Raw genomic sequence first — 15,637 nt, 5'->3', positions numbered from 1 at the left:
TATGGTGACGTTCATTGCGCATTCAGACGCAGGTTGCAATCGCCTCACATGTGATTGCTCGCCTCATATGTGATGCCGCGGCGAACGTGCATCCGTCGCAGGATTGGGCGTGAGCGGTCCGTTCGGCCCGCGTGATGGAATCTCTTCGGGAACGTGCGGCGGCAATTCGTCGGGCCGCGGTGATTCGCCGGGCTCGTGCACCGGCGGCGTGATTTCAGGCTGCGGACCGCCCGGTGGAATCCCCGGCGGAGGCTCGGTCGGAGTCCCCGGTGTTGCCGGCGGAATCTCGGGCGGTTCGATTGGCATCACATCGAGACCTTGCGGTTTTCTCCGATGTCGGGACGTGTATTCGTGACTGCTGCGGCCGCCATCTTCACATAGGAGATGACCGTTCCCGGCGAATCCCAGAACTCGGCATCGTCGGGCGTCACCTTGAGCGCGCGAATGTTGGGATCTTCCGCGCTATCCCACCACGCCTTGGCTGGCGTCGAGAATAGCTCCTTGATCTTCGCACGGTCGTTGGAGACGACGGCAGTGCCGGTCAACGAAACGTACTTCTGGCCGCCGGCATCGGCGAACGACAGGTTGATGGACGGATTGCGCGCGATCTCCTCGTCCTTGTGGCGCCGCGCATCGGTCAGGAAGTAGATCGTGTTCGCGGTGCGGTCGAGATAGGCGCTCATCGGCCGCGCGCGCAGCTTGTCGCCGTCGCGCGTCACCAGCATCGCGAATCCGATCTTCTTCATCAGATCCCAAACGCGGTCGACGTCGCGGGCGTTGTCGTTGGCCATATCGTGCTCCTTGTTGCAAGAGACGATAACGGCCTGCCTGGAACGAGGTTCCTGCCGGAACCCGTCTATTCCGGTGCGTGACAGACGGCCTCGATATTGTGCCCGTCAGGATCGCGCACGAAGGCGCCATAATAGTTCGCGTGGTAATGCGGGCGGATGCCGGGCGGGCCGTTGTCGCGGCCGCCGGCCGCGATCGCCGCTTTGTAGAAGGCGTCCACCGTGGCGCGGTCCTTGGCCGTGATCGCGATGTGCACCGGCTTGTTCATGACGCCTTCGGCGCCGAACCAGAAATCCGGCTTGCCGTCGGCGCCGAAACCGGCGGCCGCAGCGTGGCCGGTCTGCTCCGCCGTCACTTCCATGATCAGGCCGTAGCCGAGCGGCGCCAGCGCCTTGGTGTAGAACGCTTTCGCGCGCTCATAGTCGGAGACGGAGAAACCCAAATGATCGATCATTACAACCTCCGTGGTTCGTCGTCGTCAGCGCGACAGGAACGTATTGCTCCGCGTCTTGCGCGCGATGGCAAAGCCGCGCCCGACCATGTCGGCAATACAATCCTGCTGCCAATCGTTTTGTGACAGGTGCTCGATCACCACCGCGCGCGGCCACAGCGATGGCGGTGCGTCGCGGAAGAAGCCGATCAGCACGCGGTCTTCGAAACCCTCGACATCGATCTTGAGCGCGTCGACGTTGGCAACGCCGGCCTCGTCGAGAATGCGCGTCAGCCGCAGCGACGGGACCCTGATCGCATCGGCGCTCGCAGAGCCCGTGACGACGTGCGTCGCGCCGAGATTGCCGCCGCCGCTCTCGATCATCAGCTCGCCGTCGTCGTCGCCGGCGGCGGCCTGCACCAGCCGCACCTGCGTCGCATGCGATGCGGTGTGATTGAAGACCAGCCGCGCGAACGTCAGCGGATGAGGCTCGATCGCAACGACCTTGCCTGTGGTGCCGACCTGCCGCGCCATCACCAGCGCAAAAGTGCCGACGTTGGCGCCGACATCGACGAACACGCCGCCCGCCGGGGTATGCTGCCGCAGGAAGTCGAGCTCGTCGAGATTGTAGTCGGGATTGAACAGCGCGCCGCGCTCGGTCGCGCTGCCCTGGTGGTAGAAGCGGAACGAGGCGCCCTGATAATGCACATCGACGGGGCCGCCGCGCAGCAAATTGACCAGCCGCGACAGCCAGGGCCGGAACGCGCCGCGCTTCAGCCCCGATCGTGTCGCGAGGCTGATGATCGCGGCCTGCGCCGCATTCGGCGCAAACGCGCCGAATGGCGCGGACGAAGGGACATTGTCGGTCGTCAAGCAGGCGGTCCTCGTTGCAGGCGGCGCATGCATAGCCGGTTTTGTCGGGGACTCCAACGAGGGAAAAGAATGTAGCCCGGATGGAGCGGAGCGTAATCCGGGGCCTTCGCCGCTTGCGGCACGAATCCCGGATCACGCTCCGCTCCATCCGGGCTACGGACTTCATGCCGCCTTCGCCGCCGCCTTGCGCTGGCGCAGGAAGCGGCCGAGCAGCTTGCGCTTGCCCTTGCGCGGGATCAGGTCGATGTCGCTGACCAGCTTGGCGCCGCCCTTGCGGCGCTCCAGCACGATCTTGCGGCTGTGGAAAGCCTCCAGCTCGGCGCGGTGCGCGACGCTGACGATGGTCGCCTTGGGCAGCTCATGGGTGACGACCTTCATCATCTTGTCCTGGCTCTTCTCGTCGAGCGCGGATGTGGCCTCGTCGAGCACGACGATGTCGGGGCTGTGCAGCAGCAGCCGTGCGAAAGCGAGGCGCTGCTTCTCGCCGCCTGATAGGGTCTGGTCCCACGGCCCCTCCTCTTCGATCTTCTCCTTGAGATGATCGAGGCCGACCTTGTGCAAGGCCTTGCCGATCTCCTCCACGGTCCAGTCGTTTTCGGCACCGGGATAGGCCACCGCGCGGCGCAGCGATCCCGAGGGCACGTAGGGCCGCTGCGGCAACATGAACAGCCGCCGGTCGGGATGGAAATTCACGCTGCCGCCGCCCCAGGGCCAGAGCCCGGCGATGGCGCGCACCAGCGTGCTCTTGCCGGTGCCGGATTCGCCGGCGACGAGCAGGCGCTCGCCGGGCTCGATCACCACCTCGGTCTCGCCGACCACGGCGGTACCGTCGTCGAGCGTGACCGAGAGATCGTTCAGCTCCAGCATGGCCTCGTTGCTGGTCTCGCCGCGCTTGATGCGACCAAGGCCGTCGCCCTGCTCGGCGCGCTCGAGGCCATCGAGCGACATCATCAGCGAGGCGATGCGGCGTGCGCAGGCGTTCCAGTCGGCAAGACGCGGATAATTGTCGACCAGCCAGCCGAACGCGCTCTGCACGATCGTGAAGGCGGAGGCCGCCTGCATCACCTGTCCCAGCGTCATGCTGCCGTCGAGGAATTTCGGCGCGCAGAGCAGCAGCGGAACGACCGGGGCAACGAGGCTCGATCCCTGCGACACCAGCGTGGTGCGCATGTGCTGCCCGGCGAGCCGCGCCCATTGCCTGAGCACGCGCGTGAAATTGCGATCGATGCCGTCGCGTTCCTCCTCTTCGCCGCCGAGCAGTGCGATGCTCTCGCCGTTCTCGCGCACGCGCGTCAGCGTGTAGCGGAAATCGGCCTCGGCCTGGTTCTTGTCCTCGGAGACCTGCACGAAGCGGCGGCCGATCACCAGGATCGAGCTGGAGGCGATCGCGGCGTAGAGGATCGCGGCGATCACCAGGAAGCCGGGAATGGTGAGGCTTGAGCCGCCGAGCGTGACGGTGAGCGCGCCGCCGATGGTCCAGAGCACGACGATGAAGGTCACTGCCGACAGCAGCGCGGAGGTCACGCCGGCGAGGAAATCGACCGGCGAGTCGGTCGCGATGCGCAGGTCCTCGGCGATGCGGTATTCGGGATTGCCGTGATCGCCGCCGACGAGGTTGAGCTGATAGTAGCGCCCGTTGGCGAGCCACCGCGTCAGCACGCTCGCCGTCAGCCATGCGCGCCAGCGCCGCTGGATGCCCATGCGCGCGAACACCTGCACGACGGCGAGTACGATGCTGCCGATCGCCAGCGGGAAGAACACCGCCGTGAGATGGAAGACGCTCGTCGCATCACGCTTTTCGATGGCGTCGAAGATCGCGCGATTCCAGACATTGATGCCGTACTGGAAGCCGACGGTCAGGACGATCAGCACGCCGAGGCCGATCGAGAACGGCAAGGCCAGGCGGTCGCCTTTGCGCCCCCAGAAGCCGCGTGCGCTGATCCAGAAGCGCGTCAGCAGATAATCCTTGCGGACCTGCTCGGCTTCCTCGGGGGACAGCTCGGGATCGGGCTCGAGCAGCTCAGGCGGCGGCGCTGCCACTTCATCGCCGTTCTCGCCTGTGATCTCGACGATGGGCGGCTTCCTGCCCTGTTCGCGCTTCGCGGCCGGCTTCTGCATGAGCGGACAACGCAAAGGAAATCAAACGGTTCCCTTTGGTTCCGGCGGCCGCCGAATCACTCGGCCGCGCCGTCCCGGACGCGCCGCAGCCGCGCGGCCCGGTGCAGAACCCGCGACAATTCTTCGATCGAATAGGGCTTTTGCACGAGATCGAAGCCGGTCGCGCCCTCCTGTGACAGGGCCTGGCTGTAGCCCGTGGTCAGCACGACCGGCACGCCGATGTCGCGCTCGCGGATCGCCTGCGCCAGGTCGAGCCCGGTCATCCCCGGCATCACCACGTCCGAGAACACGACGTCGAAACGATCTGCGTCAACGATGAGCTCGGCGAGCGCATCGGTGGCATTGTCGACCAGCGTGATGCTGTAGCCGAGCTCGGTGAGGCCGTCGGCGGCGAAATTGGCGAGCTCGATATTGTCCTCGACCACCAGCACCGACATGCCGCTGCCGGCCACCGCCGGCGCCGTGTTCGGCGCCAGCCGCTGCGGCAGCAGGTCCGGCGGCACGCGCGGGAGATAGAGCGAGAAGGCGCTGCCTTGCCCGACCTCGCTCGTCACCGTCACCTCGCCGCCGGATTGCCGGGCGAAGCCGAATACCTGGGACAGGCCGAGACCGGTGCCTTGGCCGACCTGCTTGGTGGTGAAGAACGGCTCGAAGATGCGGCCTAATCGCGCGGCAGGGATGCCGATGCCGGTGTCGCTGACGGTGACCCCGACGAAGCCATGTTTTGCCGAAACCTGGCTGCCCGAGACATGGGCCGGCCCGTCAGGAACGTTCTTCACGGGCTCGACCTCGAAAGTGATCCTGCCCTTGCCCTGCATAGCGTCGCGGGCATTGGTCGCCATGTTGATCAGCGCTGTCTCGAACTGGCTGGCATCGGCGTTGACGAGGCAGGGATCTGTCGGCAGCCGCATCGCGATCTCGATGGCGGGTCCGAGCAGCGTGGCGAGCATGTCGTGCAGCGACTGCATGCGCTGGCCGACGTCGAACACATCCGGTTTCAGGGTCTGGCGCCGCGCAAAGGCAAGGAGCTGCGAGGTCAGCTTGGCGGCGCGTGCGACCGCATCCGCGATGGCCGTGACGTAGCGCTGTCGCCGCTCGTCGGTCAGTTGCGGCCGGTTCAACAGATCGACGGACGCGCGGATCACGGTCAGGAGGTTGTTGAAGTCGTGGGCGACGCCGCCGGTGAGTTGCCCGAGCGCCTCCATGCGCTGGCTGTGCCTGAGCGCGTCCTCCGCTTCGCGCCGCGCTGCGGCCTCGGCCTGGAGATGCTGGGTGCGGCGGAATGCGAAGGCGAGCAGCAGGAACAGGAGCGCCGTGGCGGGGACGCCGAACACCAGGTGCTGGCCCATGGTGGCGAACCAGCGTGCCCGGATCGCCGAGGTCTCGAGCCCGGCGCTGACATAGATCGGATACTGGGCGATACGCCGATAGCCGATGCGCCGCTCGATCCCGTCCGACGGCCAGGCGATGGTCATCAGGCCATGCTCGGGGCTAGCGGCGATCTTCTGGCCGACAGGTCCACCCGGATCGAGCCGGACGTCGCGGTCGAGCCGTGGGTAATTCGCGAGCAACACGCCATCGGCGCGGCCCATCGCGAAGAAGCTGCCGGGATCGGAGCCGATCCTGGCGTAAAAGCTCTCGAAATATTCCGGCAGGACGGAGGCCTGGATCACGCCGATGAAGCTGCCGTCGTCGGAGTCGCGGCGGCGGCTGACGCTGAAGAAGCGCGCGCCCTGATAGGGGGGACGCGGCGTCAGGGCCGCGCCGATGAACGTGCCGATGCCCTGGTCGATGTGGGCATAGAAGTAATCGCGGTCCGCAAAGCCCAGCTCCGGCGGCGGCGAGGCGAGGCTGTTGACCAGCGCCTTTCCATCCGCATCGAAGATCCAGGCCGATTTGAGCTGCGGCAGCGTATCGGCCAGCCGCTTCAGGCGGCGATGCAGCGCCGGCTCCCGCGCGCGGATGGTGTCGTCGGGAAGGCCGCGCACGACCTCGTTGAGCTCGGCAAGGCTGCGGTCGATGGTCTCGAACACCTTGAGCGCGTGCTCGTGCGCGACATCGAGCGTGCGCTCGATCTCCCGGTCGGCGATATCTTTTGTCGATGCGTAGGAGATCGTCGCGGCAATGACGAACAGCGCGATCGGCAGCGCCAGGGATGCCGCCATCATCCACTGCAACAGTTTTAGCGAATTGCGTTGCGCGCCCTGCACGGTCGCTCCCGGTCCCCCAACCGGAGCTTAGCTGAATTTCCCGCTAAGAAGGAAGTCGCTTGTGAGGGGAACCGGAGGTTGTAATTCGCCGTTTCACGCGTGGCGCTGTGCGGAAGCAAATTTCGCTTGGGGCGGCCGCCGGAGAATGCCCCGGCCGTTCAGGCCGGGGATCGCAGCACGAATGGCCTCTAGATCTGCCGCTCGACCATCTTGAGCTTGAGCTCGGCGATGGCTTCCGCGGGGTTCAGGCCCTTCGGGCAGGCCTTGGCGCAGTTCATGATGGTGTGGCAGCGATAGAGGCGGAACGGGTCCTCGAGATTGTCGAGCCGTTCGCCGGTCGCTTCATCCCGCGAATCTGACACCCAGCGGTTGGCCTGGAGCAGGGCGGCGGGGCCGAGATAGCGGTCGCTGTTCCACCAATAGCTCGGGCAGGAGGTCGAGCAGCAGGCGCACAGGATGCACTCGTAGAGGCCGTCGAGCTTCTCGCGGTCCTCGTGGCTCTGCTTCCATTCCTTCTGCGGCGTCGGCGAGGTCGTCTTCAGCCAAGGCTCGACCGAGGCGTACTGCGCATAGAAATTGGTGAGGTCGGGGACGAGGTCCTTCACGACCGGCTGGTGCGGCAGCGGATTGATCTTCACCGCGCCGTCCTTCACGTCGTGCATCGAGCGGGTGCAGGCCAGCGTGTTCTGGCCGTCGATGTTCATCGCGCAGGAGCCGCAGACGCCCTCGCGGCAGGAGCGGCGGAAGGTCAGCGACGGATCGATGTGGTTCTTGATCCAGATCAGGCCGTCCAGCACCATCGGACCGCAATCATGGGTGTCGACGTAGTAGGTGTCGACGCTCGGATTCTTGCCGTCGTCCGGATTCCAGCGATAGACCTTGAACTCGCGGAGCTCGGTCGCGCCTGCGGGCTTCGGCCAGGTCTTGCCGCCAGTGATCTTGGAGTTCTTCGGAAGTGCGAATTCAACCATTTCGATAAAGCTTTCGCTGTTCGCTCAGTACACGCGAGCTTTGGGCGGGATGTACTGCACGTCGTTGGTCATGGTGTAGTCGTGAACCGGGCGGTACTCGATCTTGACCTTGCCGGACGAGTCCAGCCAGGCCAGCGTGTGCTTCATCCAGTTCTTGTCGTCACGCTCGGAGAAGTCCTCGCGCGCATGCGCGCCGCGGCTCTCGGTGCGGTTGGCGGCCGAGTCCATCGTCACCACCGCCTGCGAGATCAGATTGTCGAACTCAAGCGTTTCGACGAGGTCGGAATTCCACACCAGCGAGCGGTCGGACACGGCAATGTCGGTGATGCCGCTGTGGACCTTCTCGATCAGGTTCTGGCCTTCGCTCAGGATGTCGCCGGTGCGGAACACCGCGCAATTGTTCTGCATCACATGCTGCATGCCTTCGCGCAGTTTTGCGGTCGGCGTGCCGCCGGAGGCGTAGCGGTAATGGTCGAGGCGGCCGAGGGCGAGCTCGGCCGAGTTCGCCGGCAGCTCCGGCTGCTTGGCGTTGGGCGTCAGCTTCTCGGCGAGGCGGAGTGCCGCGGCACGGCCGAACACCACGAGGTCGATCAGCGAGTTGGAGCCGAGACGGTTGGCGCCATGCACGGAGACGCAGGCGGCTTCGCCGATCGCCATCAGGCCGGGAATGATGGCGTTGTCGTCGCCGTCCTTCTTGGTCAGCACCTCGCCGTGATAGTTCGTGGGGATGCCGCCCATGTTGTAGTGCACGGTCGGCACGATCGGGATCGGCTCGCGCGTCACGTCGACATTGGCGAAGATTTTTGCTGATTCCGAGATGCCGGGCAGCCGCTCGGCCAGCACCGCGGGATCGAGGTGGTCGAGATGCAGGAAGATGTGGTCCTTCTTCTTGCCGACGCCGCGCCCTTCGCGGATCTCGATGGTCATCGCGCGCGAGACGACGTCGCGCGAGGCGAGGTCCTTCGCCGACGGTGCGTAGCGCTCCATGAAGCGCTCGCCCTCGGAGTTGACGAGATAGCCGCCTTCGCCGCGCGCGCCTTCGGTGACGAGACAGCCCGAGCCGTAGATGCCGGTCGGGTGGAACTGCACGAACTCCATGTCCTGCATCGGCAGGCCGGCGCGCAGCACCATGCCGCCGCCGTCGCCGGTGCAGGTGTGCGCCGAGGTGCAGGAGGCGTAGGCGCGGCCATAGCCGCCGGTGGCCAGGATCGTGGTCTGGGCGCGGAAGCGGTGCAGCGTGCCGTCGTCGAGCTTGAGCGCGATAACGCCGCGGCAGGTGCCCTGGTCGTCCATGATCAGGTCGATGGCGAAGAACTCGATGAAGAACTCGGCCGCGTGACGCAGTGACTGGCCATACATTGTGTGCAGCATGGCGTGGCCGGTGCGGTCGGCGGCGGCGCAGGTGCGCTGCGCCTGGGCCTTGCCGAACTCCGTGGTCATGCCGCCGAACGGACGCTGGTAGATCTTGCCGTCCTCGGTGCGCGAGAACGGCACGCCCCAATGTTCGAGCTCGTAGACCGCGTCGGGCGCGTTGCGCACCATGTATTCGATCGCGTCCTGGTCGCCGAGCCAGTCCGACCCCTTCACGGTGTCGTACATGTGCCAGCGCCAGTCGTCCTTGTGCATGTTGCCGAGCGAGGCGGAGATGCCGCCCTGCGCCGCGACCGTGTGCGAGCGGGTCGGAAACACCTTGGTGATGCAGGCGGTGCGGAGGCCGGCTTCGCCGCAGCCGACCACGGCGCGCAGGCCCGCGCCGCCGGCACCGACGACGACGACGTCATAGGTGTGGTCTTCGATCGGGTAGGCTTTGCCGTTGGTGGCGGGAGCGCCGCTGCCCGTGCCATTCGTTGTGGTGGCCATGGGGTTACACTCCGGATGACAGTTTCAGGATCGCATAGGTCGAGGCGAGTGCCACCGCGATCGAGAAGAAGTTGTTGAGCATGATCGAGACGAGCTTCAGCTTCTCGTTGTGGATATAGTCCTCGATCACGACCTGCATGCCGATCTTCATGTGCCAGGTGCTGGCGAAGATGAAGAGGAGCAGGATCACTGCGACGGGGATGGAGCTCAGAGTCTGCGCAGCGTAGACCTGGTTGCGGCCGAGCAGCATCATGATGATCACCAGCGCCGGGATCATCAGCAGCGTCATGGCGACGCCGGTGATGCGCTGGCGCCAGAAATCGGACGTGCCGGAATGCGCGGCGCCGAGATTGCGGACGCGGCCGAGCGGGGTGCGCATGCTGCGCTTCGGCGTATCGGGTGCGCTCATCGGCCGCCTCCGTTCGCATAGGCGATGATCCAGATCAGCACCGTCAGCACGATGCCGCCGATCAGGGCGCCCCAGGTCAGCGCTTCGCGCTCATTGGCCTTGAAGCCGAAGCCGAGATCCCAGACGAAATGCCGAATGCCGCTGAGCATATGGTGCATCAAGGCCCAGGTGTAGCCGAACACGATCAGCCGTCCAATGATGCTGCCGGTGAAGGCCTGGACGTGCGCGTAGGCCGTGGGGCCGGAGGCTGCCGCGATCAGCCACCAGACCAGCAGCAGGGTTCCGACATAGAGGGCGATACCGGTGGCGCGATGGATGATGGACATGGCCATCGTCAGCGTCCAGCGATACACCTGCATGTGTGGCGAGAGTGGTCGTTCGATCCGTGCGGTCATGGGCTTTGATGTTGTATTGCGGGCCCAACAGGAGGGCGCGCGGGGATCGGAAAGGTCGGCTCTATTTACGGAGTCGATTCCGCCTGCGCAATCACCAAATCGCCATAAATCGAACCGTGGTTCAGCTCTAGAGCGTTGATGTAACAAGGCCAATCAGGGGCTTGGTATACCAGGACGCCGGTCCGCCAACGAAGAATAGAACATAAATTCAATCCTTCGAGCGAGACCGTGGCGCGTTGAAATTGCTGTTGGAACGCATCTAAACGGACCATGTCGTCCAAACCGGCGTGGGCCGGTCAGTCGTCTCCATCAAAACCCCTCGGTCCGCCCCAACCTGCTTCCACGACGATCGAGACCGACCCGGTCTGGATATGCGCAACCTGCATTCCACCCCAGCCGCGAGACGCGGTGTGTCGACCGCGGGAATCAGATCGCCTAAAGCTCGGCGTGCAGCTTTCCAAACACGTATCGGAGAAGCTGCGGCCAGTCGCGGGGGCAGGTCTGGGTGGTCGCAGGTCTTGATATCAAGGAGATCCTCGAGCTCGCGCTGTTGCTGATTGCAACCGGCGCGCTCTCCGGCTTTCTCGCAGGCGTGTTCGGCATCGGCGGCGGTGCGATCCTCGTGCCTGTCTTCTACGAGTGCTTCCGCATTGCCGGCGTGCCGCTGGAGGTGCGCATGCCGCTCTGCGTCGGCACCTCGCTCGCGGTGATCATTCCAACCTCGATCCGCTCGTTCCAGGCGCATTACAAGCGCGGTGCCGTCGACATGACCATCCTGCGCGCGTGGTGGCTGCCGATCGTGATCGGCGTCGCCGCCGGCAGTGTGATCGCACGCCACGCGCCGGAGCGACTGTTCAAGATCGTGTTCGTCGCTGTCGCCTGGTCAGCGGCTGTGCGGCTGATCTCCGCGCGCGAGACCTGGAAGCTCGGCGATGATCTGCCGAAAGGGCCCTTGATGCGCGTCTACGGCTTCTGCGTCGGAATTCTGTCGACGCTGATGGGCATCGGCGGCGGATTGTTCTCGAACCTGCTGATGACCTTTTACGGCCGGCCGATCCACCAGGCGGTCGCGACCTCATCGGCGCTCGCCGTGCTGATCTCGATCCCCGGCGCGCTCGGCTACGTCTATGCCGGCTGGCCGGCGGCGGCGACCTATCCGGCCGTAGCAGCCCTGCAAGTCCCCTTCGCGCTCGGCTACGTCTCACTGATCGGCGCCGTGCTGGTGATGCCGATGAGCCTCGTCACCGCGCCGCTCGGCGTGAAAGCCGCGCACGCGATGTCGAAGCGGACGCTGGAGATGGCGTTCGGGTGCTATCTGTTCATTGTCGGCAGCAGGTTTGTGATGAGCCTCGTGGGCGGGTAGCAGCCGCCGCAAACTCCGTCATTGCGAGCGGCTTGTCCGCCGTAGCTCGAAGAGCGAAGGCGGAAGCGAAGCAATCCAGAAAATTTTCCGCGGCGGCAGTCTGGATTGCTTCGTCGCAAGGGCTCCCCGCAATGACGAGGCTAGAGCGACTACCCCTCACTTCTTCGCGTAAATATCCTTATACGTGTCGCGCAAGATGTTCTTCTGCACCTTGCCCATCGTATTCCGCGGCAGCTCGTCGACGACGAAGACGCGCTTGGGCATCTTGAACTTGGCCAGCCTGCCGTCGAGCGCCTTCAGCACCGAGGCTTCGCTGATGTCGGCGCCCTTGTTGCAGACGAGAACGGCGGTGACACCCTCGCCGAAATCGGCGTGCGGCACGCCGATCACGGCGGACTCGACCACACCGGGCATGGCGTCGATCTCGCTCTCGATCTCCTTCGGGTAGACGTTGAAGCCGCCGGAGATGACGAGGTCCTTGCCGCGGCCGAGGATGTGGACGTAGCCCTTGCCGTCGATCTTGCCGAGGTCGCCGGTGATGAAGAAGCCGTCGGGGCGGAATTCGGCCTTGGTCTTCTCCGGCATGCGCCAGTAGCCCTTGAACACGTTCGGGCCTTTGACCTCGATCATGCCGATCTCCTCGCGCGGCAGCTCCTTGCCGGTCTCGGGATCGGTGACGCGCACGGAGACGCCGGGGAGGGGAAAGCCGACCGCGCCGGGCACGCGCTCGCCGTCATAGGGGTTCGACGTGTTCATGTTGGTTTCGGTCATGCCATAGCGCTCGAGCACGGCATGGCCGGTGCGCGCCGACCATTCGCGATGGGTTTCGGCCAGCAGCGGCGCGGAGCCCGAGATGAACAGCCGCATGTGTTTTGTGGTCTCGCGCGACAGCGCGGCGTTCTGGAGCAGGCGGGTGTAGAACGTCGGCACGCCCATCAGCACGGTCGCGCGCGCCATCAGCTTGATGATCAGGTCTGGATCGAGCTTCGGCAGGAAGATCATCGATGCCCGCGCGAACAGCGTCACGTTGGTCGCCACGAACAGGCCGTGCGTGTGGTAGATCGGCAGCGCGTGGATCAGCACGTCCTTGTCGGTGAAGCGCCAGTAGCCGACGAGGCTCAGCGAGTTCGACGCGAGATTGTCGTGCGTCAGCATCGCGCCCTTGGAGCGGCCGGTGGTCCCTGACGTGTAGAGGATCGCGGCGAGATCGTCGTTTTGGCGCGGCACCGTCGTAAATTCGCTGCTCGCCTTGTCGGCGGCCTCGGTCAGCGTGCCCTTGCCGTCGGGCCCGAGCGTCTCGACCTTGGCCTTCACCTTGGCGGCGATCGGAGCGAGGCCTTCCGCCTTGGAGGGATCGCAGACCACCAGCGACGGCTCGGCATCGCCGATGAAGTAGTCGAGCTCGTTCAGCGTATAGGCGGTGTTCAGCGGCAGATAGACCGCGCCGGCCCTGACAGTGGCGAGATACAGCACGATGTTGGCGACCGATTTCTCGACCTGCACCGCGATGCGGTCGCCCGGCTTCACGCCGCGCGCGACCAGCACATTCGCCATCTGCCCGGCCCGCGCGATCAGATCGCCATAGCTGATATGGCCGCCGTCCTGCGTCTCGATCGCGAGGCGCTCAGGGTCGTCGAGGCCGTCGAACAGGCGGGAAAACAGGTTGGCGTTGGCTGCTTGGTTCATGCAAGATTTCCTCGACCGCAAGACTGACAAGGCCGGTCAAAACCGAGGGTTGGATTAGCAAAAACCGCCCCGCAGAAGCAACGGAGACAGTTGGCATGACAAGAAACGGGAAACGCGTGGCCTGGGTGACGGGCGGGGGTAGCGGCATCGGGGAGGCCGGCGCCGAGGCGCTCGCGGCCGACGGCTGGACGGTGGTGGTCTCGGGCCGGCGCAAGGCCGCCCTGGATACCGTGGTGGCGAAGATCACCAAGGCGGGCGGGCTGGCCGAGGCCATTGCGCTCGACGTCTCCAACGCGGCTGAGGCCCAGAAGGCCGCCGATCACATCGTCGCGAAGCACGGGCGGATCGACCTGCTCGTGAACAATGCCGGTATCAATGTCCCCAAGCGCAGCTGGAAGGACATGGAACTGGAGGGCTGGGACCAGCTGGTCCAGGTCAATCTCAACGGCGTGCTCTATTGCATGCGCGCGGTACTGCCGACGATGCGCAAGCAGCAGGACGGGTCCATCATCAACGTCTCCTCCTGGGCCGGCCGCCACGTCTCGAAGATGCCGGGCCCGGCCTACACCACGACCAAGCATGCGGTGCTGGCGCTGACCCATTCCTTCAACATGGACGAATGCGTCAACGGATTGCGCGCCTGCTGCCTGATGCCGGGCGAGGTGGCGACGCCGATCCTGAAGCTGCGCCCGGTGGTGCCGAGCGAGGAGGAGCAGGCCAGGATGCTGCAATCCGAAGATCTCGGCCGCACCATCGCCTTCATCGCCAGCATGCCACCGCGCGTCTGCATCAACGAAGTGCTGATCAGTCCCACGCATAACCGCGGATTTATTCAGACGCCGTCGAACCGCGACTGAGGAGCGGCGGAGCCACGAACTCGTCATTGCGAGCGAAGCGAAGCAATCCAGGAATGCTTCCGCGGATACACTCTGGATTGCTTCGTCGCAAGGGCTCCTCGCAATGACGGCGGAGCTCACCACACGGACATGCCGCCCGATAGTTTCACGCATCACAAAGAATTTTTGTCCGAAACCGCCCCGCAAATCCTCCCGTAGTTCGGTCCAACGACGGCGCTGTTGCTTCACGCCTAGAGGTCGCAAGCACCGTTGTTGCCGCAACTCAACGCCGGTCATCACCGGTCACACTTCAATCGGGAGACTCTCCATGTCGAAGCGTATTGCCTATCTCGCTGCCGCCGCCTTCAGCGCCCTGGCCATCACCGCGACCGTCGTCGCCCCCGTCAGCGCCGAGGAAAAGACCGTCATGGTCGGCGGCGCCGCGATGTTCCCGTCCAAGAACATCGTTCAGAACGCGGTCAATTCGAAGGACCACACCACGCTGGTCGCGGCGGTCAAGGCGGCGGGCCTGGTGCCGACGCTGGAAAGCAAGGGCCCGTTCACGGTGTTCGCGCCGACCAACGCCGCCTTTGGCAAGCTGCCGGCCGGCACCGTCGACACTCTGGTCAAGCCGGAGAACAAGGCGACCCTGACCAAGATCCTCACCTATCACGTCGTGCCCGGGAAGCTCGCGGCCTCCGATCTCACCGACGGCAAGAAGATGAAGACCGCCGAAGGCGAGGAACTGACCGTCAAGAAGATGGACGGCAAGACCTGGATCGTCGATGCCAAGGGCGGCACCTCGATGGTGACGATCTCCAACGTCAACCAGTCGAACGGCGTGATCCATGTGATCGACACCGTGCTGATGCCGGCGACGTAACACCGCGCGGTCCTGTTTCATCCCCGACAGGATGCTCGAGACGGCGAGCCGGGGATGCCCCCGGCTCGCTTTTTTGTGACCACGATAGCCCCGCGGTATCGATTCGATACCGGACAGGGCGTAACGAAAGCCGAAGCAGCGGCGTATAATTGGTGTCACACGACGTTCAGGACGGAACCATCATGGCGAGCCTCACAGTCACTGACGAGCAGGTCAGGGCCACCCCGGCGAAAGTGATCCAGCCGGCCTGGGTCCGCGTCATGCATTGGATCAACGCCCTCGCCATGATCCTGATGATCCTGTCGGGCTGGCAGATCTACAACGCCTCGCCGCTGTTCGGCTTCAGTTTCCCGCGCGAGTATACGCTGGGTGGCTGGCTCGGTGGCGGCCTGCTCTGGCATTTCGCCGCGATGTGGCTCTTGATGATCAACGGCCTCGCCTATCTCATCACCGGTTTCGCCACCGGGCGCTTCAGGAAAAAACTGCTGCCGATCACGCCGTCCGGCGTGCTCCATGACGTCAGGGCTGCCCTGACCTTCAAGCTCGGCCATGACGATCTCACCGTCTACAATTACGTGCAGCGCCTGCTCTATGCCGGCATCATCGTGGTCGGCGTGCTGATCGTGCTGTCGGGCCTGTCGATGTGGAAGCCGGTGCAGCTCTATTACCTGGTGATGCTGTTCGGCGATTATCCGACCGCGCGCTACGTCCACTTCTTCTGCATGGCCGCGATCTGCGCGTTCCTCGTCATTCACGTCCTGCTCGCGCTGCTGGTGCCGAAGAGCCTGCGTGCGATGATTATTGGACGTTAAGG

Annotated in this window: 15 protein-coding genes; 4 read left to right on the top strand and 11 right to left on the bottom strand. The window is 64.9% G+C overall.

Annotated features, from left to right (window positions below; all coding sequences use genetic code 11):
• Window positions 1-63: 63 nt before the first annotated feature.
• From NLM27_RS33125 to sdhC, 10 genes are all read right to left on the bottom strand, one after another.
• Window positions 64-306: a hypothetical protein gene (locus NLM27_RS33125; RefSeq protein WP_254147272.1), complete on the bottom strand. Its 243-nt coding sequence runs from the start codon at window positions 304-306 to the stop codon at window positions 64-66.
• Window positions 306-791 carry a pyridoxamine 5'-phosphate oxidase family protein gene (locus NLM27_RS33120; protein ID WP_254147271.1) on the bottom strand — a complete coding sequence of 162 codons (486 nt, stop codon included), beginning with the start codon at window positions 789-791 and terminating at the stop codon, window positions 306-308. Before NLM27_RS33120 ends, NLM27_RS33125 begins: the two co-directional genes overlap by 1 nt.
• 65 nt (window positions 792-856) lie before the next feature.
• Complete coding sequence (locus NLM27_RS33115; protein WP_254147270.1) at window positions 857-1,243, bottom strand: VOC family protein; 387 nt, start codon at window positions 1,241-1,243, stop codon at window positions 857-859.
• A 24-nt stretch (window positions 1,244-1,267) separates the two neighbouring features.
• Window positions 1,268-2,092 carry an FkbM family methyltransferase gene (locus NLM27_RS33110; protein WP_254147269.1) on the bottom strand — a complete coding sequence of 275 codons (825 nt, stop codon included), beginning with the start codon at window positions 2,090-2,092 and terminating at the stop codon, window positions 1,268-1,270.
• A gap of 162 nt (window positions 2,093-2,254) precedes the next feature.
• The gene (locus NLM27_RS33105; RefSeq protein WP_254147268.1) at window positions 2,255-4,210 is read right to left on the bottom strand and encodes an ABC transporter ATP-binding protein/permease; all 1,956 of its coding nucleotides are present in this window, start codon (window positions 4,208-4,210) and stop codon (window positions 2,255-2,257) included.
• Between the two features lie 56 nt (window positions 4,211-4,266).
• Window positions 4,267-6,420: an ATP-binding protein gene (locus tag NLM27_RS33100; RefSeq protein WP_254147267.1), complete on the bottom strand. Its 2,154-nt coding sequence runs from the start codon at window positions 6,418-6,420 to the stop codon at window positions 4,267-4,269.
• Window positions 6,421-6,608: 188 nt separating this feature from the next.
• A complete protein-coding gene (locus NLM27_RS33095; RefSeq protein WP_254147266.1) occupies window positions 6,609-7,391 on the bottom strand; it encodes a succinate dehydrogenase iron-sulfur subunit in 783 nt (260 codons plus the stop codon).
• A gap of 24 nt (window positions 7,392-7,415) precedes the next feature.
• Window positions 7,416-9,251, bottom strand: coding sequence for a succinate dehydrogenase flavoprotein subunit (sdhA, locus tag NLM27_RS33090; protein ID WP_254147265.1), 1,836 nt, complete (start codon window positions 9,249-9,251; stop codon window positions 7,416-7,418).
• 4 nt (window positions 9,252-9,255) lie between these two features.
• The gene (gene sdhD, locus NLM27_RS33085; RefSeq protein ID WP_254147264.1) at window positions 9,256-9,660 is read right to left on the bottom strand and encodes a succinate dehydrogenase, hydrophobic membrane anchor protein; all 405 of its coding nucleotides are present in this window, start codon (window positions 9,658-9,660) and stop codon (window positions 9,256-9,258) included.
• Window positions 9,657-10,055, bottom strand: a complete 399-nt coding sequence (sdhC, locus tag NLM27_RS33080) for a succinate dehydrogenase, cytochrome b556 subunit (protein ID WP_254147263.1) — start codon at window positions 10,053-10,055, stop codon at window positions 9,657-9,659. Before sdhC ends, sdhD begins: the two co-directional genes overlap by 4 nt.
• A gap of 505 nt (window positions 10,056-10,560) precedes the next feature.
• Between sdhC and NLM27_RS33075 the strand changes: the two genes are divergently transcribed.
• Window positions 10,561-11,418, top strand: coding sequence for a TSUP family transporter (locus NLM27_RS33075; RefSeq protein ID WP_254147262.1), 858 nt, complete (start codon window positions 10,561-10,563; stop codon window positions 11,416-11,418).
• 156 nt (window positions 11,419-11,574) lie between these two features.
• Here the strand turns inward: NLM27_RS33075 and NLM27_RS33070 are convergent, their stop codons facing one another.
• Window positions 11,575-13,104, bottom strand: coding sequence for a malonyl-CoA synthase (locus NLM27_RS33070; protein ID WP_254147261.1), 1,530 nt, complete (start codon window positions 13,102-13,104; stop codon window positions 11,575-11,577).
• Window positions 13,105-13,199: 95 nt separating this feature from the next.
• On the opposite strand from NLM27_RS33070, the gene NLM27_RS33065 reads away from it, so the two are divergent.
• The 3 genes from NLM27_RS33065 to NLM27_RS33055 all read left to right on the top strand — a co-directional run bounded on the left by NLM27_RS33065 (window position 13,200) and on the right by NLM27_RS33055 (window position 15,635).
• Entirely contained in the window at window positions 13,200-13,961 is a 762-nt protein-coding gene (locus NLM27_RS33065; RefSeq protein WP_254147260.1) for an SDR family oxidoreductase, read from the top strand.
• Window positions 13,962-14,268: 307 nt separating this feature from the next.
• The gene (locus tag NLM27_RS33060; protein WP_254147259.1) at window positions 14,269-14,823 is read left to right on the top strand and encodes a fasciclin domain-containing protein; all 555 of its coding nucleotides are present in this window, start codon (window positions 14,269-14,271) and stop codon (window positions 14,821-14,823) included.
• Window positions 14,824-15,005: 182 nt separating this feature from the next.
• The gene (locus tag NLM27_RS33055) at window positions 15,006-15,635 is read left to right on the top strand and encodes a cytochrome b/b6 domain-containing protein (protein WP_254147258.1); all 630 of its coding nucleotides are present in this window, start codon (window positions 15,006-15,008) and stop codon (window positions 15,633-15,635) included.
• The last annotated feature ends 2 nt before the right edge of the window (window positions 15,636-15,637 follow it).

It is taken from the genome of Bradyrhizobium sp. CCGB12 (genome assembly GCF_024199845.1).
In the GTDB taxonomy this organism is placed as follows: Bacteria; Pseudomonadota; Alphaproteobacteria; order Rhizobiales; family Xanthobacteraceae; genus Bradyrhizobium.
Note: the sequence above shows the minus strand (reverse complement) of the source record. Positions and strands in the feature narration are given on the sequence as shown.